Below are 21,748 nucleotides of genomic sequence, written 5' to 3' on the forward strand. Positions count from 1 at the left end.
CGAATCCCTGTGGGAGCGAGCCTGCTCGCGAAGCAGTCAACACGGCTTAACCGGCCTGACTCTGGTCCTTGTCCTTCACACAGGCGAAGTCTTCTTCGCGCAGCTCAGGCAGATCCTTGGCACAGTAATTACTGCCCAGATCCTTCAACGCCCCGCACATCCCCTCCAGACGACCATCCACGGCCTGCAGGTGATCAAGCAGTTGATTGATGGCGCGCGCCACCGGGTCCGGCATGTCTTCGCTGACACCATAGGCATCAAAACCGATCTTCTCGGCCATGGCCTTGCGCTTGGCGTCCTGCTCTTCATCGGACTTGACGATAATCCGCCCCGGAATCCCGACAACGGTCGCACCCGCCGGAACAGCCTTGGTAACCACCGCATTGGAGCCGACCTTGGCCCCGGCACCGACCGTGAACGGGCCGAGCACCTTGGCGCCTGCGCCGACCACCACGCCGTCCTCAAGGGTCGGGTGACGCTTGCCCTTGTTCCAGCTGGTGCCGCCCAGGGTTACGCCCTGATACAGGGTCACGTCGTTGCCGATCTCGGCGGTTTCACCGATGACAATGCCCATGCCGTGGTCAATAAAGAAACGCCGACCGACCTTGGCACCCGGATGGATCTCGATCCCGGTCAGCCAGCGACCGAAGTTCGACACCAGCCGTGCCAGCCATTTCAGGTCGGCACGCCACAACATCGATGACAGCCGATGGATCCAGATGGCATGCATGCCCGGGTAGCAGGTCAGGACTTCGAAAGCATTACGCGCTGCCGGATCACGATGGAAAACACTCTGGATATCTTCACGCAAACGCTCGAACATCATTAATCCTTCCGCTTCAGAAGCTCGCCACGGGCCGCTTTTTGGGTTTCCGTGAGGATGCCACGCAATATATTCATTTCCGCCCGGCTGACCGAGCTGCGTCCGTACAACCGGCGCAGGCGCGCCATCAAGTGCCGTGGCTTTTCCGGATCGAGAAACTCAATGGCCACCAGGGTCTGTTCCAGGTGCTCATAGAATCGTTCCAGCTCGTCCATGGTCGCCAGCTCAGCGCTTTTGACCGATGCCACTTCTTCCTTCTCGACCTTGCTCGGCTGACCTTCGGCCGCCAGCCAGGACATGCGCACTTCATAACTCAACACCTGCACCGCCGCCCCAAGGTTCAGCGAGCTGAACTCAGGGTCGGATGGGATGTGCACGTGATAATGACATCGCTGCAGCTCTTCATTGGTCAGGCCGGAATCTTCACGACCGAACACCAGGGCGATCTCGGCGCCCTGCCCGGCTTCCTCCACCACTTTCGCACCGCATTCACGGGGATCGAGCAGCGGCCAGGGAATCCGGCGGTCACGGGCGCTGGTGCCGAGCACCAGATTGCAGCCGACCAAGGCATCTTCCAAGGTGGCGACGACTTGCGCTTTTTCAAGGATGTCTCCGGCACCGGAGGCACGGGCATCGGCCTCGTGATGCGGGAACAAGCGTGGATCGACCAGCACCAGCCGCGACAGCCCCATGTTTTTCATGGCGCGCGCAGTCCCGCCGATATTGCCCGGATGGCTGGTATTGACCAGGACGACACGAATGTTTTGCAGCAAGGGAGGCGCTCTCGAACACATTATCGGGAGCAGAATCTTACAGCGCTCACTACCGTTAAGCCATGAAAGCGAACGTCGTCCTTCACCTGTAGAAACTTTCTGATAGAATGCCCGGCTTTCTTTAACAACCTTAGGTGACACATCCATGCAGCCCATGCTGAATATCGCGCTGCGCGCCGCCCGCAGCGCCAGTGAATTGATCTTCCGCTCCATCGAGCGCCTGGATACCATCAAGGTCGACGAAAAAGACGCCAAGGATTACGTATCCGAGGTGGACCGCGCCGCCGAACAGAAAATCATCGACGCGCTGCGCAAGGCCTACCCGAATCATTCGATCATGGGTGAAGAGACCGGCCTGCACGCCGGTACCGGGATCGAAGGCGAAGAATACCTGTGGATCATCGACCCACTGGACGGCACCACCAACTTCCTGCGCGGCATTCCTCACTTCGCTGTCAGCATCGCCTGCAAATACCGCGGTCGCCTGGAACACGCCGTTGTTCTGGACCCGGTTCGCCAGGAAGAATTCACCGCCAGCCGTGGTCGCGGCGCTCAACTGAACGGTCGTCGCCTGCGCGTCAGCGGCCGCACCAGCCTGGACGGCGCCCTGCTGGGTACCGGCTTCCCGTTCCGTGACGACCAGATGGACAACCTCGACAACTACCTGGGCATGTTCCGCGCTCTGGTTGGCCAGACCGCCGGTATCCGCCGCGCTGGCTCCGCGAGCCTGGACCTGGCCTACGTGGCTGCCGGCCGTTTCGACGCCTTCTGGGAGTCGGGACTGTCCGAGTGGGACATGGCCGCAGGCGCCCTGCTGATTCAGGAAGCAGGCGGCCTGGTGAGCGACTTCACCGGTGGTCACGACTTCCTCGAAAAAGGCCACGTCGTTGCCGGTAACACCAAATGCTTCAAGGCAGTCCTGACGGCGATCCAGCCGCACCTGCCGGCCTCGCTGAAGCGCTAAGCGCCCAAGCAACAGAAAAGCACCCTTCGGGGTGCTTTTTTTATGCCTGGAATCCACCCCCGATAACACCACTGATCCCCTGTGGGAGCGAGCCCGCTCGCGAAAGCGGCCTCACATCCAGCAATGATGGCGACTGATACACCGCCTTCGCGAGCAGGCTCGCTCCCACAGGGGCATTAACGGTTGTGCATAAATCCCGGGCACAAAAAAGCACCCCGCAGGGTGCTTCTTTTTGAATCTTTGATTTCAGCAGATCAATGAGCCTGCTGATTCTCCGACAAGATCAACTTGCCCTCTTTATCCACTGGAATCTGGTTACCAGGATCGCGATCCATTCGCACTTTCCCCTCTTTACCGTCCAGCGAGTAGCGCACGTCGTAACCCACGACCTTGTCACTGATGTCATTCACCGTATTACAACGGGTTTGCGTCGTGGTGTAGGTGTCACGCTCTTGCATGCCCTCCTGAACCTTGTTGCCGGCGTAACCGCCACCGACCGCGCCCGCCACCGTGGCAATTTTCTTGCCGGTGCCGCCGCCGATCTGATTACCCAGCAAACCACCCGCCAGCGCACCTACCACGGTACCGGCGATCTGGTGTTGATCTTTCACCGGCGCTTGCCGGGTAACAGCTACATCCTTGCACACTTCACGTGGAGTCTTGATTTGCGTCTTGACCGGCTCAACGGCGAGTACTTGCGCATACTCAGGGCCGTTATCTTTAACCAGGCTGTAGGTGGCCACAGCACCCCCGGCAGTCACACCGACAGCACCCAGTACAGCACCAACCAGCATCGACTTGTTCACATGAACCTCCTGACCATCCAATGCGGGATAAACCCGCGCTTCTCCCTGCCTTGGAGCATAAAAAAAGGCGCGAGTTCAACTCGCGCCTTTTAGGACTACATCGCTGGAGGAAGCCTCCTTCAAGGACGGTCGTCGACTTCCTTCTCGGTATTCACCGTCGGAATCAGATCTTCGGAGCTCAGGTTCAGCCAGATCAGCACCACGTTGGCGATGTAGATCGACGAGTAAGTACCCGCCAGAACACCCACCAGCAGCGCCAGGGAGAAGCCGTACAGGTTGTCGCCACCAAAGAACAGCAGTGCCGCGATCGCCAGCAAGGTGGAAACCGAAGTGGCAATGGTCCGCAGCAGGGTCTGGGTGGTCGAGATATTGATGTTCTCGATCAGGCTGGCCTTGCGCAGGACGCGGAAGTTCTCACGAACCCGGTCGAATACCACGATGGTGTCGTTGAGCGAGTAACCGATGATCGCCAGTACCGCCGCCAGCACCGTCAGGTCGAAGGTGATCTGGAAGAACGACAGGATACCGATGGTCACGATCACGTCGTGGATCAGGGACACGATCGCACCAACGGCGAATTTCCACTGAAAGCGGAACGCCAGGTAGATCAGGATGCCGCCCAGCGCCATCAGCATGCCGAGGCCGCCCTGGTCGCGCAGCTCTTCACCCACCTGCGGGCCGACGAACTCGACGCGCTTGACCGTCGCCGGGTTGTCGCCGCCGACCTTCTGCAGCGCTTCCGCCACCTGGTGACCCAGTTGCGGATCTTCACCCGGCATGCGCACCAGCAAATCGGTGGTGGCGCCGAAGTTCTGCACCACGGCCTCGTGGTAGCCCGAGGAAACAAGCTGCTCACGCACCTTGGTCACATCGGCCGGACGCTCATAGGTCAGCTCGATGAGCGTACCGCCGGTGAAGTCCAGGCCCCAGTTCATGCCCTTGGTGGCGACGCTGAACAAGGCCAGCACGGTAAGGAACAATGTGACGCCGAACGCAACGTTGCGAACGCCCATGAAGTTGATTGTACGTAACATGGCAGCCCCTTAAATCCACAACTTCTTGAAGTCACGTCCGCCGAAGATCAGGTTGACCATCGCGCGGGTGACCATGATGGCCGTGAACATCGAGGTCAGAACCCCGAGGGACATGGTCACGGCGAAGCCCTTGACCGGACCTGTACCCATGGCAAACAGGATCCCGCCCACCAGCAAGGTGGTCAGGTTGGCGTCGAGAATCGCGGTGAATGCGCGACCGAAACCTTCGTTGATTGCCCGCTGTACGCTCATGCCCGCCGCAATCTCTTCACGAATCCGCGAGAAGATCAGTACGTTGGCGTCGACCGCCATACCCATGGTCAACACGATACCGGCGATACCCGGCAGGGTCAGCGTGGCGCCCAGCAGCGACATCAGTGCCAGCAGCAGCACCATGTTCACACCCAGCGCAACCGTGGCGATGATGCCGAAGAAGCGATAGATGGCGATGATGAACAGCGAGACGAACAGCATGCCCCACAGCGACGCATCAACACCCTTGACGATGTTGTCGGCACCCAGGCTTGGACCAATGGTGCGCTCTTCAGCGAAGTACATCGGCGCCGCCAGACCACCGGCACGCAACAGCAGCGCCAGTTCGGACGATTCGCCCTGGCCGGTCAGGCCGGTAATGCGGAATTGCGCACCCAGCGGCGACTGAATGGTCGCCAGGCTGATGATCTTCTTCTCTTCTTTGAACGACTGAACCGGCACTTCTTTTTCGACGCCGTTGACCACTTGCTTGGTGTAAGTGGTGACCGGGCGCTGCTCGATGAAGATCACTGCCATGCTGCGACCGACGTTGGTGCGGGTCGCACGGCTCATCAGCTCGCCGCCGTGGCCGTCCAGACGAATGTTTACTTCCGGCGAACCGTGCTCGCCGAAACCGGCCTTGGCGTCAGTCACCTGGTCGCCAGTGATGATCAGGCCACGCTCGATCTGCGCCGGAGGACGGTTGCCCTCACGGAATTCGAAAGTTTCGGAAGTGGCTTTCGAAGCACCCGGCTCGGCCGCCAGACGGAACTCGAGGTTGGCCGTCTTGCCGAGGATACGCTTGGCTTCTGCAGTGTCCTGTACGCCCGGCAGCTCAACCACGATACGGTTGGCGCCCTGACGCTGGACGATAGGTTCGGCAACACCCAGCTCGTTGACGCGGTTACGTACCGTGGTCAAGTTCTGCTTGATGGAGTATTCGCGGATTTCCGCCAGCTTCGCCGGGGTCATCGCCAGACGCAGTACCGGTTGGCCATTGAGGTCGGCCGGAACAATGTCGAAATCGTTGAAGTTCTTGCGGATGATGGTACGGGCCTGTTCGCGGGTCGCTTCATCGGAGAAGCCCAGCTGAATGGCACCGCCCAGTTGCGGCAGGCTGCGATAGCGCAGTTTCTCTTTACGCAACAGGCTCTTGACGTCGCCTTCGTAGACTTTCAGGCGTGCATCCAGGGCTTTGTCCATGTCCACTTCGAGCAGGAAGTGCACACCACCGGACAAGTCCAGACCCAGCTTCATCGGGTGCGCGGCCAGGCTGCGCAGCCATTGCGGGGTGGTTTGTGCCAGGTTCAGCGCGACGACGTAGTCATCACCCAGCGCCTTGCGCACGACGTCCTTGGCAGGCAACTGGTCTTCAGCCTTGACCAGGCGAATCAGACCGCCCTTGCCGCCGGCAGCCAGGGTGGCAGCCTTGACGTTGATCCCGGCTTCCTTGAGAGCTGCGCTCACACGGTCCAGATCAGCCTGATTGACCTGCAGCGCAGTGCTTGCACCGCTGACCTGAATGGCCGGGTCGTCAGGATAAAGATTGGGAGCGGAATAAATCAGACCGATCGCCAGCACCGCCAGGATCAGAATGTATTTCCACAGAGGGTATTTGTTCAGCATCACGCCGCCCGCTTATGACGCGGGGCGCCTTGCGCGCCCCGTCGATTGAGTAGAAGTTGAAACTTAGATCGCTTTCAGCGTGCCTTTTGGCAGGGTGGCGGCGATGGCGCCTTTCTGGAATTTCATTTCGACGGTGTCGGAAACTTCCAGAACGACGAAATCGTCGGCCACTTTGGTGATCTTGCCGGCGATGCCGCCGGTGGTCACGACTTCATCGCCTTTCTGCAGGCTGCTCAGCAGGTTCTTCTGCTCTTTGGCGCGCTTGGCCTGTGGACGCCAGATCATCAGGTAGAAGATGACCAGAAAGCCGACCAGGAAAATCCACTCAAAGCCGCCGCCCATTGGGGATGCAGCTGCCGGTGCAGCAGCGTCAGCCATGGCATTAGAGATAAAAAAGCTCATTTAGCACTCCAGTTGCAAATGTTGAATCTTGGGGTCAGGAAACTCAGTCCAAAGGCGGAACGGGTAGCCCGCGTTTGGCGTAGAAGGCATCGACAAAGGCGGCCAATGTACCCTGTTGAATAGCCTCGCGCAAACCAGCCATAAGCACTTGATAATGACGCAAGTTATGGATGGTATTGAGCATGCTTCCCAGCATTTCGCCGCACTTGTCCAGGTGATGCAGATAAGCGCGGGAGAAGTTCTGGCAGGTATAGCAATCGCAGGTCGGATCCAGCGGCGAATCATCATGGCGATGGAACGCGTTACGGATCTTGATCACGCCAGTATCAATGAACAGATGCCCATTGCGGGCATTACGGGTTGGCATCACGCAATCGAACATGTCCACACCGCGGCGCACACCCTCAACCAGATCTTCCGGCTTGCCAACACCCATAAGGTAACGAGGTTTGTCAGCCGGCATCTGGCCCGGCAGATAATCCAGCACCTTGATCATCTCATGCTTGGGCTCGCCTACCGACAGACCGCCGATCGCCAAGCCATCGAAGCCGATCTTGTCGAGGCCTTCCAGGGAGCGCATGCGCAGATCCTGGTGCATGCCGCCCTGAACGATGCCGAACAGCGCCGCCGTGTTGTCGGCATGGGCGTTCTTCGAGCGCTTGGCCCAACGCAACGACAACTCCATGGACACGCGGGCGACGTCTTCGTCGGCCGGGTACGGCGTGCATTCGTCGAAAATCATCACGATGTCGGAACCCAGGTCACGCTGGACCTGCATCGACTCTTCCGGGCCCATGAACACCTTGGCGCCGTCGACAGGCGAGGCGAAGGTCACGCCCTCCTCCTTGATCTTGCGCATGGCGCCCAGGCTGAACACCTGGAAACCACCGGAGTCGGTCAGGATCGGGCCTTTCCACTGCATGAAATCGTGCAGGTCGCCGTGCTTCTTGATCACTTCCATGCCCGGGCGCAGCCACAGGTGAAAGGTGTTGCCCAGGATAATTTCAGCGCCAATCGCCTCGATATCCCGTGGCAGCATGCCCTTGACCGTGCCGTAGGTACCGACCGGCATGAAGGCCGGGGTCTCGACGGTGCCACGGGGGAAGGTCAGGCGACCACGACGAGCCTTGCCATCGGTGGCAAGCAGCTCAAACGACATGCGACATTCGCGACTCATACTGTTTCCTCTGGGCCTGGCTCTTTAGGACCGGCAGGCGCGGGGTTACGGGTGATGAACATCGCATCACCGTAGCTGAAAAAGCGGTATCCGTTGTCGACCGCGGCTTTATAGGCGGCCATGGTTTCCGGATAACCGGCAAACGCCGAAACCAGCATCAACAGCGTGGATTCGGGCAAATGGAAGTTGGTGACCAGGGCATCGACCACATGAAACGGCCGGCCCGGGTAGATGAAAATGTCGGTATCGCCACTGAACGGCTTGAGCACACCATCGCGGGCGGCACTTTCCAGGGAACGCACGCTGGTGGTCCCCACCGCCACCACCCGACCGCCACGCGCGCGACAGGCGGCAACCGCGTCCACCACGTCCTGACCGACTTCCAGCCACTCGCTGTGCATGTGGTGGTCTTCAATCTTCTCCACCCGCACCGGCTGGAAGGTGCCCGCACCGACGTGCAAGGTCACGAACGCCGTCTCGACGCCCTTGGCCGCGATGGCCTCCATCAGCACCTGATCGAAATGCAGCCCCGCCGTCGGCGCCGCCACCGCGCCCAAACGCTCGGCGTAGACGGTCTGGTAACGCTCGCGGTCCGCGCCCTCATCCGGGCGGTCTATATAAGGAGGCAACGGCATGTGCCCGACGCGGTCGAGCAGCGGCAACACCTCTTCGGCAAACCCCAGCTCGAACAACGCATCGTGACGCGCCAGCATCTCGGCCTCGCCACCGCCATCGATCAGGATCTTCGACCCCGGCTTGGGCGACTTGCTGGAACGCACATGGGCCAGCACGCGATGACTGTCCAGCACCCGCTCCACCAGGATTTCCAGCTTGCCGCCGGAAGCCTTCTGGCCAAACAGCCGCGCCGGAATCACCCGGGTATTGTTGAACACCATCAAATCGCCCGGGCGCAAATGCTCCAGCAAATCAGTGAATTGACGGTGTGCCAGGGCGCCGCTGACCCCATCCAGGGTCAACAGGCGACTATTGCGCCGCTCGGCCAACGGATGGCGGGCGATCAGCGAATCAGGGAGCTCGAAAGTAAAGTCAGCAACGCGCATGATGGGGTTCGTCTAGCAGGGCCGGGAAGTCTAGCGGAAATATCAAAAATTCTCCATGTACCTGATTGACCGACGGTTATCACCTCTCTATACTTCGCCGCCATTGAGCCCTGATGGCGGAATTGGTAGACGCGGCGGATTCAAAATCCGTTTTCGAAAGGAGTGGGAGTTCGAGTCTCCCTCGGGGCACCAAAATTAAGAAAGGTCTTGCTTAGCAAGGCCTTTTTTTTCGCCTGCAGAAAAGCACCCGACACCCCACCGACCTGTGGGAGCTGGCTTGCCAGCGATGCTTTTTGATTTCTCACCCCCTCGGTCAGTAAGACACTCATCAAGGACTTCACCCATGGAATCGCAACTGGAAACCGTCGCCCTCTTCTCCCTCAAGCTGGCTTACGAGTCGGAAGGTCAGAGTCCGATTTTGCGAGATGACCTGGTCATGGGTGACTACCAGCGGGATGTGTTTGAGTTACTGGTGCGTCGGGGGGATGTTGAGGGGATTCAGGTGAAGGTGGGTGAGTGTGTGGGGTTGGCGCTGGAGGCAATTGGGGGCGCGGATAAGCCGTTAGGGCGGGAGCTGCAGAAATTGGCGGCTGAGTTTGCCAGTAACCGAACCATGGAGCTGCTGGATGCCCCGCTGAACGCGCTCAAGGAATACTTGAAAGATATTCAATGAATGAAAGGGGCGACCTAAAAAAGCTCGAATGCCCGACGACATCGGTCGCTATCTAATAATGAGCCTAGCCTCCTTTTACGATTCAGCTATTTAGTACCGCAGCTAAAATACGCAGGCTGTAATCAAGTATTAATAACTCTCTTCCAGTCGCCGCGAGCGGCATTATCAATCCAATGATTTTGTCAATAAAAAGTTAAAGATTTCTGTCGCCTCGCTCACAGCGCTTGCCTTTGTCGACGCTCGTCAATTATTCCTCTATCCTTCGTCTAACTTGGCCTTCAGACAGGATACTAAAGTGGTTGCAATTTACTCTTCGCTATCGTTGTTTCCTTTACTAAAGCCTCTAATACAAGATCTATATGAAGGGGCAAAGGGTAAGGCAAAGGAAGGCATGAAAATATGGTCTACAGATCAGGGTATCAAACGTGCTGCCGTAGCCCTTACTCGTATTGACAAAGTAAAAACTGTCTGGTCTCCTGAAAACGAAGTCTCTTTGAGGAAATTTTATTACCCCTCAAAACTATCCATCAGTGGAAGACCCGTAACAGTTGACAACATAAATGATCTCCCTGAAGGCAACATCGTTATTGAAGGAATAGTAGGCCAAGGGAAGTCTATGTTTATGCGGCACCTTGCCCTTTCGCTAATAACCTCAAACCCTATATGCTTTATCCCTTTACTGATTGAACTTAGAACATTATCTTCAAAAAGAAATCTGGAAAGCGCCATACTCGCCGCTCTTAACACTCTTTCCCTACCCCCCGCCCCTGAGACCTTTGAACATCTTGCAACTACCGGCCGAATAGTTTTACTACTCGATGGTTTTGACGAAATACCTAGCGAGATTATTAGCGAAACCATTATAGAGATTGAACATTTACAGTTTAGACATTCTGGTTTAAAAATTATCGTTTCAAGCAGACCTCGAAGCCACGTCCAAAATGTCGCTGGCTTTCAAGTCCTCAAGCTTATTCAGATCAACCCCCAAGATTACGACAGTTTCATTTCCAAACTAGTAATTTCTTTAACTAGGCGAGTCGATGTAGTAACTGCGCTAAACGGGTCACCAGCAAATATTAAAGGTATTATTTGCACTCCACTAATGCTAACGCTTGTTGTAATCGTTTATCAAACTGAGAAGCAAATACCGGTTACTCTTTCCGAGTTTTTTGAAAAACTATTTGGAACCGTCTTCAGTAAACACGACCGTTTTAAAGCCGGATTTAATCGACAACATCATAGCGGCCTTTCTGAACAAAAACTCAAACAGCTTTTTGATGCTTTTTGCTTTATGGTTGTGCACCAGCAAGGCGGTCGTTCTCTCAGCTCCGCAGCTTTCGAGTCAGCTTTTCAGTTTGCTTTAACCTATCTAAAAGATCACAAATGTGAATTGACAAACTTCCGGAAAGACATAGTCGACGTTGCGTGCTTGATGGTCGAGGAAGGCTTCGACACTGTCACCTACCTACACAAAAGCATATTGGATTATCACGCCGCCGCATTCGTTAAAAGTCTTCCGGACGCACAAGCCAAAAATTTTTACAGTAATGCATTTGATAGAAGCGCTCAGTGGGGTCATGTACTTGAGTTTTTGAAATCAATTGACCCACTTAGATACGCGCGCGATTACATCATAGAGTTTATCCCAGATCTAATCTCTGAACTAAAAGAGATTTCAGAATTCGCACCTGACGCGGAGCTATATGATTACCTAGATGATTTTATGCCTGGTTTCTCTATAAAGGTTCACGCATATAGCTCCACAGAGGCTGGACCTCTAACCTACACAAGCGCGGATTTTTATGGCGACTTAGTAGATACACTCGCCGACTGTTTTCTTGAAATGGTCGACGATGCACATAGCAAAGAGGAAGTCGATAAAGCCATTGCAATAACAGAGTCGCTTGACAACCCTGGCTTTGGCAATATTAGTTTATGGGCAGCTATCAACGTATTCGATACAGATAAAGTCCGGAAAACAATCAGTAACTACCTAATAGAGGCTACTCGAAACTTAGAACAGACAAAACGATACTTGACAGAGGAGAAAATCAAGCTGGAATCATTTACGGACATCCTTGGCTTGCATTGAGACTCCTTGAACTAATGCAACATTTAAGTGAGGTTGGTTAGACTTGCGGGTATGCCACTCGTTTTACCTAGCTAGAACCTGACGCGGTGTATTTTGAGCCCGGCAATCCTTAAAGCTAAGGGCGCGCAACGGGCTGAAACCTTAATCAGGACGGGACGTTGGCAGCCTGCTGAAAAGACATCAGAAAAAGGGGGCTAATTCATTTCTCTTTGTTAGAAATAAATCTGCCCCGTTAGGTCGCCAAATAATGAAATCGCGCGCATCCCGACCCTCGCTATCATTCCTTGTCCTGCGGATCAAAAAACAAGCTAACACCGATATGCTTAACCTTAAAAGCCGTACCAGTTCTCTCAAGTAAGTGCATAGAATCAAATACAAAGTCGGGACGTACGGGGCACGCACTTATCTCCAAACCCTCTAGACCATATCCCTTTAAACGCTCTTTCCATGTCGAGATAACCTTAGCTGATTTTTTATTTTTTATTATATAAATAATCAACCCACCGCTATCTTGATTAACATCACCTGTTGCGTACCTAGTGCAGAGCTGCTGAAACCCCTGAAAAAGATAGTCATAACTAGAATGAATTTTCGCTTCACCAATCCAAAGATAGTTATTTTTACCCCTAACGGAAATATCCGTATGACCACCTACTTTTAGCTCATGACCGGCATTATAGCCCATACCACGTAGAACATTGACAATCTCAATAGTCAACCGATCCTCGCCATCATTCCTTCTAAGCTCTGGATTTTCCTGAAAGCTCAAAACAACATCATTAAGATCGGAATACAAAGTCTCAGTAAACTGTTCATACGTACTCGCCGTCGCCCTCCTAATAGAAGTTGCAACACCGGAAAGACCAAACTGCTCAGCAAACAACTTAAGCTGCCCTAACGTCATACTATCAAGAGGATCAACCACAACATCACCCATTTTCAACCTCCGAGGAGGGGACGAAATAGGGATACACATGGCGAGTATAATTCTCTACTGGATAGCCGGTTTCCGGATGAATCAAGGAGCCTGTTGTTTCAGCATGGTAAACAGTCTCATAGTCAAGCTGAGTTACACAATCATCAATTATCAACTCAAACTTCATCTCAAGTAACTTAACTCTCTCCCCTGACAAATATTGAGCGATTTGCAGGAGCTTATCTGGACGTTTAACATCTACAACCTGAGAGATCGCATAATAAGTTAAATGCTTTATATCTTGCTTGTGCGCAAAAATATATTCAGCCAAGCGAAAAACGGCCTGCTGATCTTCAGCAGACCTTATATCCTCAGCAATTATACTTAGCGCATACCCGAGATTCATGGCACTAAAGATTCAAGTAATTTATCCATTACAAAATCATAGTCCAAATCCGAAGCGCACGACAGTATGTGTGCCGTGTCAATCGTCGGATTTTCTGAACTCGTCAACGCCACAGTGCCTGGAACAACTAACTGAACATAACCATATCCTGATGGGCTATCCCAGCACTTCGACAACATATGAGGATTGAGCTCAGCAACGGTAGCAACACCTCCAACATGATATCGATCATCGCGAAAATCAAGCTGCTTAGTACGCATTTTACCATTATGCACACCGGCGCTAATGGTAGTGTGGCCCAACTCAGCAATTCGACCGTCCGGACTCAAATAAAGCTTTTGAATCGCGGGAAACAAATTGACAGGACCACAAAACAGATCATCAAGATCATATACATCTTCAAATGACTTGAATATTTTCCCCTCCAAAAATTGGAGGCGACGTTCTATATCTTTTGCTCTCTGAACATCCAAACCATCCATTCGAAATTCCAACATTGAACTTTCTTCATCAACACAAACAATGTCGAAAAGCTGAACTGCTCGTTTGCGAACCCCATAAATTTCGTCAAAAACGCCATAATCCTCGACGATTAAATCTGTAAGGGATCCATTTGGCAAAACTTCCTTCTCAACAACATACTGCTTGGAACAAAATACAAACCACACCCGGCTATCAGCTTCATAAAAATCTACACAATTTATTTCAAGCGGAGCATTAACCAGGTCATCATGCTCCAAAGGCAGCGGAAACCTTTCATCGTATATAGTTTCCTGCTCAACAATATTCTTCTTAAAAAACCCAACCACCTCAGCATACGAATCCAACAACCTATAAAGCTTAACTAACTTATTACCATTATTAGTTAAGTCTATATAAACCTCCTCCAAACCTTGCGCATATTTACCAGAAGTCTTATCTGACTTCAAACACTCAGCTAGCTTATCGATCGTCCGCTCCCAACCTAACGACGCAGCGAGATCGTTTTGATGAAGTGCATTTCGAAAAAGCGCGAAAGATATCTTCCGTTCATTTAGCCCATCGGCGTAATCAATTGCACTCATCTAAGCGCTCTCTCACTAGTTATTTTTATTACCCTTTCCGGCTTAAAGAGTAACAGTCCCTGCATACAAGCTATAACATAAAAATCCAGACACTACTATTTTGCCATCAGCGTGTCTACACACTTGACGGCAGTCGATTGTTAACGACAATTTTTTACTACCTGGATCATGAAAGTAGAAACATGACTATCAGCTTAGAGTAGACGTTTTTCGCAGGTTGCAGAAACAAGGACTGCACGATACCCTCCCACCGTCGCTGCCAATTCAGCGACCGGGTGTGAGAGCCCGAAACAATCAAGGCGCAAAGCGCCCCAAAACCTATCGCGGCGTTTTTTTTCGTCTGCGATATGGCTTTATGGCGGCTGTGCGTGGGAGACCTTCGGGTCTACCGGTTGCCTTGATTGCCGGTTTCTCACCCCGCGCACGGCTGTCACCCAAGCCCGTGAGAAGGCTCGTGGCAGCTCCTCAAATCAAGGATGTTGACCATGACCAAGATAAATCCGTTTGAAATTTGGCATTTCCCTCTACGCAATTCCCAATCGTGTAACCCCCTCCCCCATTGCCTCTCCATCCTAGGAGGTGGCCAATGACTGAACAACCTGAACTCAAAACCATCGGTTTAACCCCCGCCATCTACTGCTCCGATCAACCTCTATTCCATGTCACTCGCGACGTCCCGCTCGGCGATGCGTTGGCGATGGCTTCTGATTTTCTGTTTCTCGCCAAGGCCCTGACCCAGGATGCGGCTTATGCCAGGGACACGGATTACCACGCCTGGGCTGCGCATTATTTGACGGCGATGAGTAAGGCTGTGGTGGATGATGCGGTGAAGGTGCTGACTCGGGATCGGACTTCTGTGCAGGTATCCAAGCGAGCGGCGGCGGAGGCTGAAGAGTAGTTGTTGATATCTGTGGGTTTGGGTTGCTTGCGATGTTGGTGGCTGGTTCAGGGTTGATGTTGGTTGGGCTGGCGCTATCGCGGGCGAGCCCGCTCCCACAGGGACTGGGGTGAGTAGGCTGGCATTGTTTGGCTTGGGTGGGTGAGTTGTTTTTTTGCAGCTCTGCATTCGGGATTGGTGTTGGCTGGGCTGGCGCTTTCGCGAGCAGGCTCGCTCCCACAGGGGGGTTGTGTGTTGGTTGGTATTTGGTTTGGCCCCGGGGTTTCCGGGGCTTTTTGTTGGGGGTGGTTAAAGCAGATGTTGGGAAATCAGCTTGGAAACTTCCACCATCGACGTCTTGCCGGTGAATTCGAATTTCACTTTGCCCAGCGATGAGAAGTAGATCTCCAGCTCGGAATCCAGGTCGAACGTGCCTGAGGTTTCGACCGAGTACGCCACGATGTTTTTGTACGGCAATGAGGTGAAGTCTTTTTTGCTGCCGGTGATGCCTTGGACGTTGACCGAGATGATGCGTTTGTTGGTAAACACCACGCCATCGCGCATGGATTTGTAGGCGTCGATGACGTGTTCGCCGTCGATCAAAAGGGCGGAAACGCGTTCGGCGTATTCGTCGTTTTGCTTGAGCTTGAAGAATCCCTTGTTGTTGAAATCAATCATCAGTCTTTCCCTGTTTATCAAATGAACGGCTTGAGCCTGACTTCATACTCGATCGAGATTGCAGAGTCAGCCCCCCCTGCATCTGCTCCGTAGAATTGCCCTCGGTTCTGATGCTTCTTCTCCCCTCTAATGCTTGCTATACATCACCCACGACAAGCCCATAGAGGCATTAAGCCACTGACCGAGGCCCTAGCCCCCCGCTCAACTAGACTTAATGGAGAGTCGTAGGCAGAACCGAACACGTCGCTTTGGTGCAGTTCGATCAATAGCCGCGTGGCAAGCTGCCCTTTATGCCCGGTAGAGGTGCGGCGAAGACTGCATCGGGCACAACAAGATGCCCGCCAAGGGTGCCCTGGCCAACGGTCTGAAAATGCCACGATACCGTGACGTGGTGTGAATGCCGCAGCCGACACTTTCGGACGACCGACGACCTTCTGGTTTGTCCGTGACCGTGAGGATTGCTGAATGCCTGATGAGAGTTTGCACCTGTCTGTGGTCAACACCCTGCTGGAGCGCCACAAGGGCACTCCCGGTGCGCTGTTGCCCATTCTCCATGATATTCAGGAACGCATTGGCTACATCCCCGATGCGGCCGTCCCCGAGATTGCCCATGCCCTGAACCTGAGTCAGGCCGAGGTTCGTGGGGTGATCAGTTTTTACCATGACTTCCGTACCTCGCCGCCGGCCCGCCATATTCTGCGTTTGTGCCGCGCCGAGTCGTGCCAGAGCCGTGGTGCCGAGCAGTTGGCTGCGCAATTGCGTGATCGCCTGCAACTGGATGACCACGGCAGCAGCGCCGATGGCAGCATCAGTTTGCGGCCGGTGTATTGCCTTGGGGCCTGTGCTTGCTCGCCGGCGCTGGAGCTGGATGGTCGGGTGCATGCGCGGCTCAGTGCCGAGCGTTTGGATGCCCTGCTTGATGCTTGCCGGGAGGACGCGTGATGCCGACTCTTTATCTGCCCTGTGATTCGCTGGCCCGTGCCGTGGGCGCCGATGAGGTGTCCACGGCGCTGATCACTCAGGCCCAGGCACTTAATCTGCCGCTGGAGCTGCAGCGCACCAGTTCGCGGGGCCTGTATTGGCTGGAACCGCTGTTGGAAGTGGACACGGCGCAAGGCCGGATTGGTTTCGGTCCGCTGACCGCTGCCGATGTGCCGTCCGTGCTCGAGGCGCTGCAAGGTGAGCCGTCCGCTCATCCACTGGCCCTGGGCCGGGTGGACGAGTTGCCTTATCTCAAGTCTCAGCAACGCCTGCTGTTCGCCCGCGCCGGTATTACCCGGCCCTTGTCGCTGGAGGATTACCAGGCCCACGGCGGTTTCGAGGGTTTGAAAAGGGCCATCGCGGTGGGTGGCGAGCAGACCGCGACGGAAGTATTTGATTCCGGCCTGCGTGGTCGTGGCGGCGCCGCCTTCCCCGCCGGGATCAAATGGCGCACGGTGCGCGGCACTCAGGCGGCGCAGAAATACATCGTGTGCAACGCCGACGAAGGCGATTCCGGCACCTTTGCCGACCGCATGTTGATGGAAGGCGACCCCTTCCTGCTGATCGAAGGCATGGCGATTGCCGGCCTCTGCACCGGCGCCACCTTCGGCTACATCTATGTGCGCTCGGAATATCCGGATGCCGTGGCCACTCTGCGTCAGGCACTGAACATCGCCCGTGACGCCGGTTATCTCGGCGCCAATGTCGGCGGCAGCGGTCAGGCCTTCGATATGGAAGTGCGGGTCGGTGCCGGTGCATACATCTGCGGTGAAGAAACCGCACTGCTGGACTCTCTGGAAGGCAAACGCGGAATCGTCCGCGCCAAGCCGCCGATCCCCGCTTTGCAAGGATTGTTCGGCCTGCCAACACTGGTGCACAACGTACTGACTCTGGCCTCGGTCCCGCTGATTCTGGCCAAGGGTGCGCAGTTCTATCGCGATTACGGCATGGGCCGTTCCCTGGGCACCATGCCCTTCCAACTGGCGGGCAATATTCGTCACGGCGGTCTGGTGGAACGGGCCTTTGGCCTGACCCTGCGCGAGCTGGTGGAAGACTACGGTGGCGGTACTGCCAGTGGCCGGCCGCTGAAGGCTGCGCAGGTGGGTGGTCCGCTGGGCGCCTGGGTGCCGCCGTCGCAATTCGATACGCCGCTGGATTACGAGGCCTTCGCCGCCATCGGCGCGATGCTCGGTCACGGCGGTGTGGTGGTGGCTGACGACAGCCTGGACATGGCCCACATGGCCCGTTTTGCCATGCAGTTCTGTGCCGAAGAGTCCTGTGGCAAATGCACGCCCTGCCGCATCGGCTCGACCCGGGGCGTGGAGGTGATCGACCGCCTGCTCGCCGCGCCGGATCAGGCCGCTCGTGATGAGCAGGTGATCATCCTCAAGGACCTGTGCGACACGCTGCAATACGGTTCGCTGTGCGCGCTGGGCGGCATGACCTCCTATCCGGTTGCCAGCGCCCTCAAGTACTTCCCCGCCGACTTCGGTCTGCAAGCCTCGGAGGCCGAGCAATGATTACTCTCTTCGACCCGAAAACCGATATCGATCTCGGCACTCCCGCCCGCGAAAGCGATGTGCAAATCACCCTGAACATCGACGGCCGCAGCATCACCGTGCCCGAAGGCACCTCGGTGATGCGCGCCGCGGCGCTGATGGGCACCACCATTCCCAAGCTCTGTGCCACCGACAGCCTGGAAGCCTTCGGCTCCTGCCGCATGTGCCTGGTGGAGATCGACGGCATGCGCGGCTATCCCGCGTCCTGCACAACGCCGGTCACCGAAGGCATGACCGTGCACACCCAGACGCCGAAGCTCGCGACCCTGCGGCGCAACGTCATGGAGTTGTACATCTCCGATCACCCGCTGGACTGCCTGACCTGCTCGGCCAACGGCAACTGCGAGTTGCAAACCGTGGCCGGTCAGGTCGGCCTGCGGGAAGTGCGTTACGGCTATGAAGGCGAGAACCATCTGGAGGACGTGAAAGACACCTCCAACCCTTATTTCGACTACGACCCGAGCAAGTGCATCGTCTGCAACCGCTGCGTGCGTGCCTGTGAAGAAACGCAGGGTACTTTCGCCCTGACCATCACCGGGCGCGGTTTTGAATCCCGCGTGGCCGCTGCCGGCGGCGATAACTTCCTCGACTCGGAATGCGTGTCCTGCGGCGCCTGCGTGCAGGCCTGCCCTACCGCGACGCTGATGGAAAAAAGCGTGGTCGAACTGGGCCAGCCGGAACGCAGCGTAATCACCACCTGCGCCTATTGCGGCGTGGGCTGCTCGTTCCGCGCCGAGATGAAGGGCGACCAACTGGTGCGCATGGTTCCGGACAAGAACGGCCAGGCCAACCACGGCCACTCCTGCGTCAAAGGGCGCTTTGCCTGGGGCTACGCCACTCACCCGGATCGCATCACCAAACCGATGATCCGCCAGAACATCAGCGACCCGTGGCAGGAAGTCAGCTGGGATGAAGCAGTGACCTACGCCGCCAGCGAATTCCGTCGCTTGCAACAGAAATACGGCCGCGATTCCATCGGTGGCATCACCTCCAGCCGTTGCACCAACGAAGAAACCTATCTGGTGCAGAAACTGGTGCGCGCCGCCTTCGGCAATAACAACGTCGACACCTGTGCACGGGTTTGCCATTCGCCGACCGGTTATGGCCTGAAACAAACCCTGGGCGAGTCCGCCGGCACCCAGAGTTTCGATTCGGTGATGCAGGCCGACGTGATCCTGGTGATGGGCGCCAACCCCAGCGATGCGCACCCGGTGTTCGCCTCGCAACTCAAGCGCCGTCTGCGTGAAGGCGCACGACTGATCGTTATCGATCCACGGCGGATCGATCTGGTGGATTCGGTGCATGCCCGCGCCGAATATCACTTGGCCCTGCGTCCCGGCACCAACGTCGCCATGCTAAACGCCTTGGCCCACACGATCATCACCGAAAACCTGCAAGACCAGCCCTTTATCGACGCCCGTTGCGAGGGCAACGATTTCGCCCGCTGGAGCGAATTCGTCAGCCGTGCGGAGAACTCGCCGGAAGCCCTTGGTCCTGTCTGCGGGGTCGACGCTGCCGATATTCGTGCCGCCGCCCGTCTGTATGCCACCGGCGGCAACGCCGCGATCTACTACGGTTTGGGCGTCACCGAGCACAGCCAGGGCAGCACCGCCGTCATGGGCATCGCCAACCTGGCCATGGCCACCGGCAACATCGGTCGCGAAGGCGTGGGCGTGAACCCGCTGCGGGGGCAGAACAACGTGCAGGGCTCCTGTGACATGGGCTCCTTCCCCCACGAGTTGCCCGGCTACCGGCACATTTCCAACGAAACGGTGCGCACGCAGTTCGAACAGGCGTGGAACGTCACCCTGCAACCTGACCCGGGCCTGCGTATTCCCAACATGTTCGAGTCGGCGCTGGCCGGCAGCTTCAAAGGGCTGTACTGCCAGGGCGAAGACATCGCCCAGAGCGACCCGAATACCCAGCACGTCACCGCGGCCCTGTCGGCCATGGAATGCGTGGTGGTGCAGGACATTTTCCTCAACGAAACCGCCAAGTTCGCCCACGTGTTCCTGCCGGGCGCTTCGTTCCTGGAAAAGGACGGCACCTTCACCAACGCCGAGCGCCGTATTTCTCGGGTACGCAAGGTCATGGACCCGCTGGGCGGCAAGGCCGACTGGGAAGGCACCGTGGCCCTGGCCAATGCCTTGGGCTATCCGATGAACTACAAGCATCCATCGGAAATCATGGATGAAATCGCCAGCCTGACGCCGACCTTCACCAACGTCAGCTACGCCGAACTGGAGCGCCACGGCAGCCTGCAATGGCCGTGCAACGCTGCGGCACCGGATGGCACGCCGACCATGCACATCGAGCAGTTCGTGCGCGGCAAGGGGCGCTTCATGCTCACCGGCTATGTGCCCACCGAAGAGAAGGTCAACAGCCGCTACCCGCTGCTGCTGACCACCGGGCGCATCCTCAGCCAGTACAACGTCGGCGCCCAGACCCGGCGTACCGAGAACGTCGCCTGGCACGACGAAGACCGCCTGGAAATCCACCCGACCGACGCCGAGAGCCGTGGCATCAACGAAGGCGACTGGGTCGGCATCGGCAGCCGTGCCGGGCAGACCGTACTGCGTGCGAAGGTCACCGAACGGGTCGCCCCGGGCGTGGTGTACACCACCTTCCACTTCCCGGAATCGGGGGCCAACGTGATTACCACGGATAACTCCGACTGGGCCACCAACTGTCCGGAGTACAAGGTCACCGCCGTGGAAGTCAGCCGCGTCTACCACCCTTCCGAGTGGCAAAAACGCTTCCAGGAATTCACCGACGAACAGCACCGCTTGCTCAAGGAACGCCGTCAAGGTGCCAAAGCGGAGGTGCGCCGATGAGCACTGAGAACCTGATCAAGATGGCCAACCAGATCGCCCAGTACTTCGCCAGCGAGCCGGACCAGCAACAGGCTGTACTGGGTGTGCGTAACCATCTGCAAATGTTCTGGACGCCGGGCATGCGCAAGGAATTGCTGGCCTGGCAGAAGGAGCACCACGGGGCGGATTTGCATCCGTTGGCCCAAGAAGCGGTCAGTGGCGCGGGGTGGGAAGCTTAGATAAGGAGAACAGTGCGAAAACCTGTGGGAGCGAGCCTGCTCGCGAATGCGGACTGTCAGGCGATATTGCATTGACTGATACACCGCTTTCGCGAGCAAGCCCGCTCCCACAGGGGTGTTGTGTAATGTTTGCCCGCCTTACTTATCTCCCCCCGTCACCCGTACCGCCGTTTCGATCGCCCGCACGCTGATGGCCGCAAAGATCGCCGTCAGCAGCACGCCATTGAACCCAAGCAATATCGCTAATACCCGCGACAGCGGCAGTTTCGGTACCAGTTCGCCATAACCGATGGTCAAGCCGGTCACGAAGCCAAAATAGATGCCGTCAAACGCATCCCAGCCCTCCAGATAACCGATGATCAAGCCAACCGTCACGATGATGATCAGCATCGCGGAAAAGATCGGCCAGGCCAGTCGAAGGTAAAAGCCGACGGATTTGTAGAACTCTCGACGGATGTGCGACGTAGGGGCGTGCTTCATGTCATGGCTTCCTGAACGACCGGCGAATGGGCGCTCCATCAGCTTGGCACAA

Annotated in this window: 21 protein-coding genes and 1 tRNA gene; 9 read left to right on the forward strand and 13 right to left on the reverse strand. The window is 56.3% G+C overall.

Going from position 1 to position 21,748, the window contains the following annotated elements:
* Positions 1-46: 46 nt before the first annotated feature.
* Positions 47-823 carry a serine O-acetyltransferase gene (gene cysE, locus ACW9HW_RS08280; protein ID WP_095193780.1) on the reverse strand — a complete coding sequence of 259 codons (777 nt, stop codon included), beginning with the start codon at positions 821-823 and terminating at the stop codon, positions 47-49.
* Positions 824-825: 2 nt separating this feature from the next.
* Complete coding sequence (trmJ, locus tag ACW9HW_RS08285) at positions 826-1,596, reverse strand: tRNA (cytosine(32)/uridine(32)-2'-O)-methyltransferase TrmJ (RefSeq protein ID WP_457399373.1); 771 nt, start codon at positions 1,594-1,596, stop codon at positions 826-828.
* A 145-nt stretch (positions 1,597-1,741) separates the two neighbouring features.
* Between trmJ and suhB the strand changes: the two genes are divergently transcribed.
* Positions 1,742-2,560, forward strand: a complete 819-nt coding sequence (gene suhB, locus ACW9HW_RS08290) for a type III secretion system regulator SuhB (protein WP_007941397.1) — start codon at positions 1,742-1,744, stop codon at positions 2,558-2,560.
* A gap of 254 nt (positions 2,561-2,814) precedes the next feature.
* Here the strand turns inward: suhB and ACW9HW_RS08295 are convergent, their stop codons facing one another.
* The 6 genes from ACW9HW_RS08295 to queA form a co-directional block, all read right to left on the reverse strand.
* Positions 2,815-3,366 (reverse strand): glycine zipper 2TM domain-containing protein, encoded by a 552-nt coding sequence (locus ACW9HW_RS08295; RefSeq protein ID WP_020795595.1) that lies wholly within the window; start codon positions 3,364-3,366, stop codon positions 2,815-2,817.
* Positions 3,367-3,485: 119 nt separating this feature from the next.
* On the reverse strand, positions 3,486-4,400 hold the full coding sequence (gene secF / locus ACW9HW_RS08300) for a protein translocase subunit SecF (RefSeq protein ID WP_095193782.1): 915 nt from the start codon (positions 4,398-4,400) through the stop codon (positions 3,486-3,488).
* 9 nt (positions 4,401-4,409) lie between these two features.
* On the reverse strand, positions 4,410-6,278 hold the full coding sequence (gene secD / locus ACW9HW_RS08305) for a protein translocase subunit SecD (RefSeq protein WP_457399376.1): 1,869 nt from the start codon (positions 6,276-6,278) through the stop codon (positions 4,410-4,412).
* Between the two features lie 63 nt (positions 6,279-6,341).
* On the reverse strand, positions 6,342-6,680 hold the full coding sequence (yajC, locus tag ACW9HW_RS08310) for a preprotein translocase subunit YajC (RefSeq protein WP_016773317.1): 339 nt from the start codon (positions 6,678-6,680) through the stop codon (positions 6,342-6,344).
* 43 nt (positions 6,681-6,723) lie between these two features.
* Positions 6,724-7,839, reverse strand: coding sequence for a tRNA guanosine(34) transglycosylase Tgt (gene tgt / locus ACW9HW_RS08315; protein ID WP_457399427.1), 1,116 nt, complete (start codon positions 7,837-7,839; stop codon positions 6,724-6,726).
* Positions 7,840-7,853: 14 nt separating this feature from the next.
* Complete coding sequence (gene queA, locus ACW9HW_RS08320; RefSeq protein WP_457399378.1) at positions 7,854-8,918, reverse strand: tRNA preQ1(34) S-adenosylmethionine ribosyltransferase-isomerase QueA; 1,065 nt, start codon at positions 8,916-8,918, stop codon at positions 7,854-7,856.
* Between the two features lie 107 nt (positions 8,919-9,025).
* On the opposite strand from queA, the gene ACW9HW_RS08325 reads away from it, so the two are divergent.
* The 3 genes from ACW9HW_RS08325 to ACW9HW_RS08335 all read left to right on the forward strand — a co-directional run bounded on the left by ACW9HW_RS08325 (position 9,026) and on the right by ACW9HW_RS08335 (position 11,683).
* A tRNA-Leu gene (locus ACW9HW_RS08325) sits at positions 9,026-9,110 on the forward strand.
* Between the two features lie 151 nt (positions 9,111-9,261).
* Positions 9,262-9,591, forward strand: coding sequence for a hypothetical protein (locus ACW9HW_RS08330; protein ID WP_457399380.1), 330 nt, complete (start codon positions 9,262-9,264; stop codon positions 9,589-9,591).
* Between the two features lie 295 nt (positions 9,592-9,886).
* A complete protein-coding gene (locus tag ACW9HW_RS08335; protein WP_457399382.1) occupies positions 9,887-11,683 on the forward strand; it encodes an NACHT domain-containing protein in 1,797 nt (598 codons plus the stop codon).
* A 277-nt stretch (positions 11,684-11,960) separates the two neighbouring features.
* Here ACW9HW_RS08335 and ACW9HW_RS08340 read toward each other — a convergent pair whose 3' ends face one another.
* Genes ACW9HW_RS08340 through ACW9HW_RS08350 form a run of 3 tightly spaced genes read right to left on the reverse strand, consistent with a single transcriptional unit; the run spans position 11,961 to position 14,069 of the window.
* A complete protein-coding gene (locus tag ACW9HW_RS08340) occupies positions 11,961-12,620 on the reverse strand; it encodes a hypothetical protein (protein ID WP_457399384.1) in 660 nt (219 codons plus the stop codon).
* Positions 12,613-13,005, reverse strand: a complete 393-nt coding sequence (locus ACW9HW_RS08345) for a hypothetical protein (protein ID WP_457399386.1) — start codon at positions 13,003-13,005, stop codon at positions 12,613-12,615. Before ACW9HW_RS08345 ends, ACW9HW_RS08340 begins: the two co-directional genes overlap by 8 nt.
* Positions 13,002-14,069, reverse strand: a complete 1,068-nt coding sequence (locus tag ACW9HW_RS08350; protein WP_457399387.1) for a hypothetical protein — start codon at positions 14,067-14,069, stop codon at positions 13,002-13,004. Before ACW9HW_RS08350 ends, ACW9HW_RS08345 begins: the two co-directional genes overlap by 4 nt.
* 586 nt (positions 14,070-14,655) lie before the next feature.
* On the opposite strand from ACW9HW_RS08350, the gene ACW9HW_RS08355 reads away from it, so the two are divergent.
* On the forward strand, positions 14,656-14,967 hold the full coding sequence (locus tag ACW9HW_RS08355) for a DUF3077 domain-containing protein (protein ID WP_457399389.1): 312 nt from the start codon (positions 14,656-14,658) through the stop codon (positions 14,965-14,967).
* A 288-nt stretch (positions 14,968-15,255) separates the two neighbouring features.
* On the opposite strand, the gene ACW9HW_RS08360 is transcribed toward ACW9HW_RS08355, so the two are convergent.
* Positions 15,256-15,624, reverse strand: coding sequence for a PH domain-containing protein (locus ACW9HW_RS08360; protein WP_095193791.1), 369 nt, complete (start codon positions 15,622-15,624; stop codon positions 15,256-15,258).
* Positions 15,625-16,089: 465 nt separating this feature from the next.
* Here ACW9HW_RS08360 and ACW9HW_RS08365 point away from each other — a divergent pair, with 465 nt between their 5' ends.
* From ACW9HW_RS08365 to ACW9HW_RS08380, 4 genes are read left to right on the forward strand one after another with little or no spacing between them, the layout of a single operon-like run.
* Positions 16,090-16,566: a formate dehydrogenase subunit gamma gene (locus tag ACW9HW_RS08365; protein WP_095193794.1), complete on the forward strand. Its 477-nt coding sequence runs from the start codon at positions 16,090-16,092 to the stop codon at positions 16,564-16,566.
* Positions 16,566-18,125, forward strand: coding sequence for a formate dehydrogenase beta subunit (locus ACW9HW_RS08370; protein WP_457399391.1), 1,560 nt, complete (start codon positions 16,566-16,568; stop codon positions 18,123-18,125). The genes ACW9HW_RS08365 and ACW9HW_RS08370 overlap by 1 nt, the downstream gene beginning before the upstream one ends.
* Positions 18,122-20,998 (forward strand): formate dehydrogenase subunit alpha, encoded by a 2,877-nt coding sequence (fdhF, locus tag ACW9HW_RS08375; protein ID WP_457399393.1) that lies wholly within the window; start codon positions 18,122-18,124, stop codon positions 20,996-20,998. The genes ACW9HW_RS08370 and fdhF overlap by 4 nt, the downstream gene beginning before the upstream one ends.
* Positions 20,995-21,216 carry a formate dehydrogenase subunit delta gene (locus tag ACW9HW_RS08380; protein WP_095193797.1) on the forward strand — a complete coding sequence of 74 codons (222 nt, stop codon included), beginning with the start codon at positions 20,995-20,997 and terminating at the stop codon, positions 21,214-21,216. The genes fdhF and ACW9HW_RS08380 overlap by 4 nt, the downstream gene beginning before the upstream one ends.
* A 138-nt stretch (positions 21,217-21,354) precedes the next feature.
* Here the strand turns inward: ACW9HW_RS08380 and ACW9HW_RS08385 are convergent, their stop codons facing one another.
* Complete coding sequence (locus tag ACW9HW_RS08385) at positions 21,355-21,696, reverse strand: potassium channel family protein (protein WP_095193798.1); 342 nt, start codon at positions 21,694-21,696, stop codon at positions 21,355-21,357.
* Positions 21,697-21,748: the final 52 nt, after the last annotated feature.

Source organism: Pseudomonas sp. SDO5532_S415 (assembly GCF_054071155.1).

Coding starts and splice junctions, on each gene's coding strand:
- tgt (WP_457399427.1), bottom strand. CDS start 7,839: ATGTCGTTTGAGCTGCTTGCCACCGATGGCAAGGCTCGTCGTGGTCGC.
- ACW9HW_RS08350 (WP_457399387.1), bottom strand. CDS start 14,069: ATGAGTGCAATTGATTACGCCGATGGGCTAAATGAACGGAAGATATCT.
- yajC (WP_016773317.1), bottom strand. CDS start 6,680: ATGAGCTTTTTTATCTCTAATGCCATGGCTGACGCTGCTGCACCGGCA.
- suhB (WP_007941397.1), top strand. CDS start 1,742: ATGCAGCCCATGCTGAATATCGCGCTGCGCGCCGCCCGCAGCGCCAGT.
- ACW9HW_RS08330 (WP_457399380.1), top strand. CDS start 9,262: ATGGAATCGCAACTGGAAACCGTCGCCCTCTTCTCCCTCAAGCTGGCT.
- ACW9HW_RS08365 (WP_095193794.1), top strand. CDS start 16,090: ATGCCTGATGAGAGTTTGCACCTGTCTGTGGTCAACACCCTGCTGGAG.
- queA (WP_457399378.1), bottom strand. CDS start 8,918: ATGCGCGTTGCTGACTTTACTTTCGAGCTCCCTGATTCGCTGATCGCC.
- ACW9HW_RS08340 (WP_457399384.1), bottom strand. CDS start 12,620: ATGGGTGATGTTGTGGTTGATCCTCTTGATAGTATGACGTTAGGGCAG.
- fdhF (WP_457399393.1), top strand. CDS start 18,122: ATGATTACTCTCTTCGACCCGAAAACCGATATCGATCTCGGCACTCCC.
- ACW9HW_RS08370 (WP_457399391.1), top strand. CDS start 16,566: ATGCCGACTCTTTATCTGCCCTGTGATTCGCTGGCCCGTGCCGTGGGC.
- ACW9HW_RS08380 (WP_095193797.1), top strand. CDS start 20,995: ATGAGCACTGAGAACCTGATCAAGATGGCCAACCAGATCGCCCAGTAC.
- secF (WP_095193782.1), bottom strand. CDS start 4,400: ATGTTACGTACAATCAACTTCATGGGCGTTCGCAACGTTGCGTTCGGC.
- cysE (WP_095193780.1), bottom strand. CDS start 823: ATGTTCGAGCGTTTGCGTGAAGATATCCAGAGTGTTTTCCATCGTGAT.
- ACW9HW_RS08360 (WP_095193791.1), bottom strand. CDS start 15,624: ATGATTGATTTCAACAACAAGGGATTCTTCAAGCTCAAGCAAAACGAC.
- ACW9HW_RS08345 (WP_457399386.1), bottom strand. CDS start 13,005: ATGAATCTCGGGTATGCGCTAAGTATAATTGCTGAGGATATAAGGTCT.
- ACW9HW_RS08355 (WP_457399389.1), top strand. CDS start 14,656: ATGACTGAACAACCTGAACTCAAAACCATCGGTTTAACCCCCGCCATC.
- secD (WP_457399376.1), bottom strand. CDS start 6,278: ATGCTGAACAAATACCCTCTGTGGAAATACATTCTGATCCTGGCGGTG.
- ACW9HW_RS08385 (WP_095193798.1), bottom strand. CDS start 21,696: ATGAAGCACGCCCCTACGTCGCACATCCGTCGAGAGTTCTACAAATCC.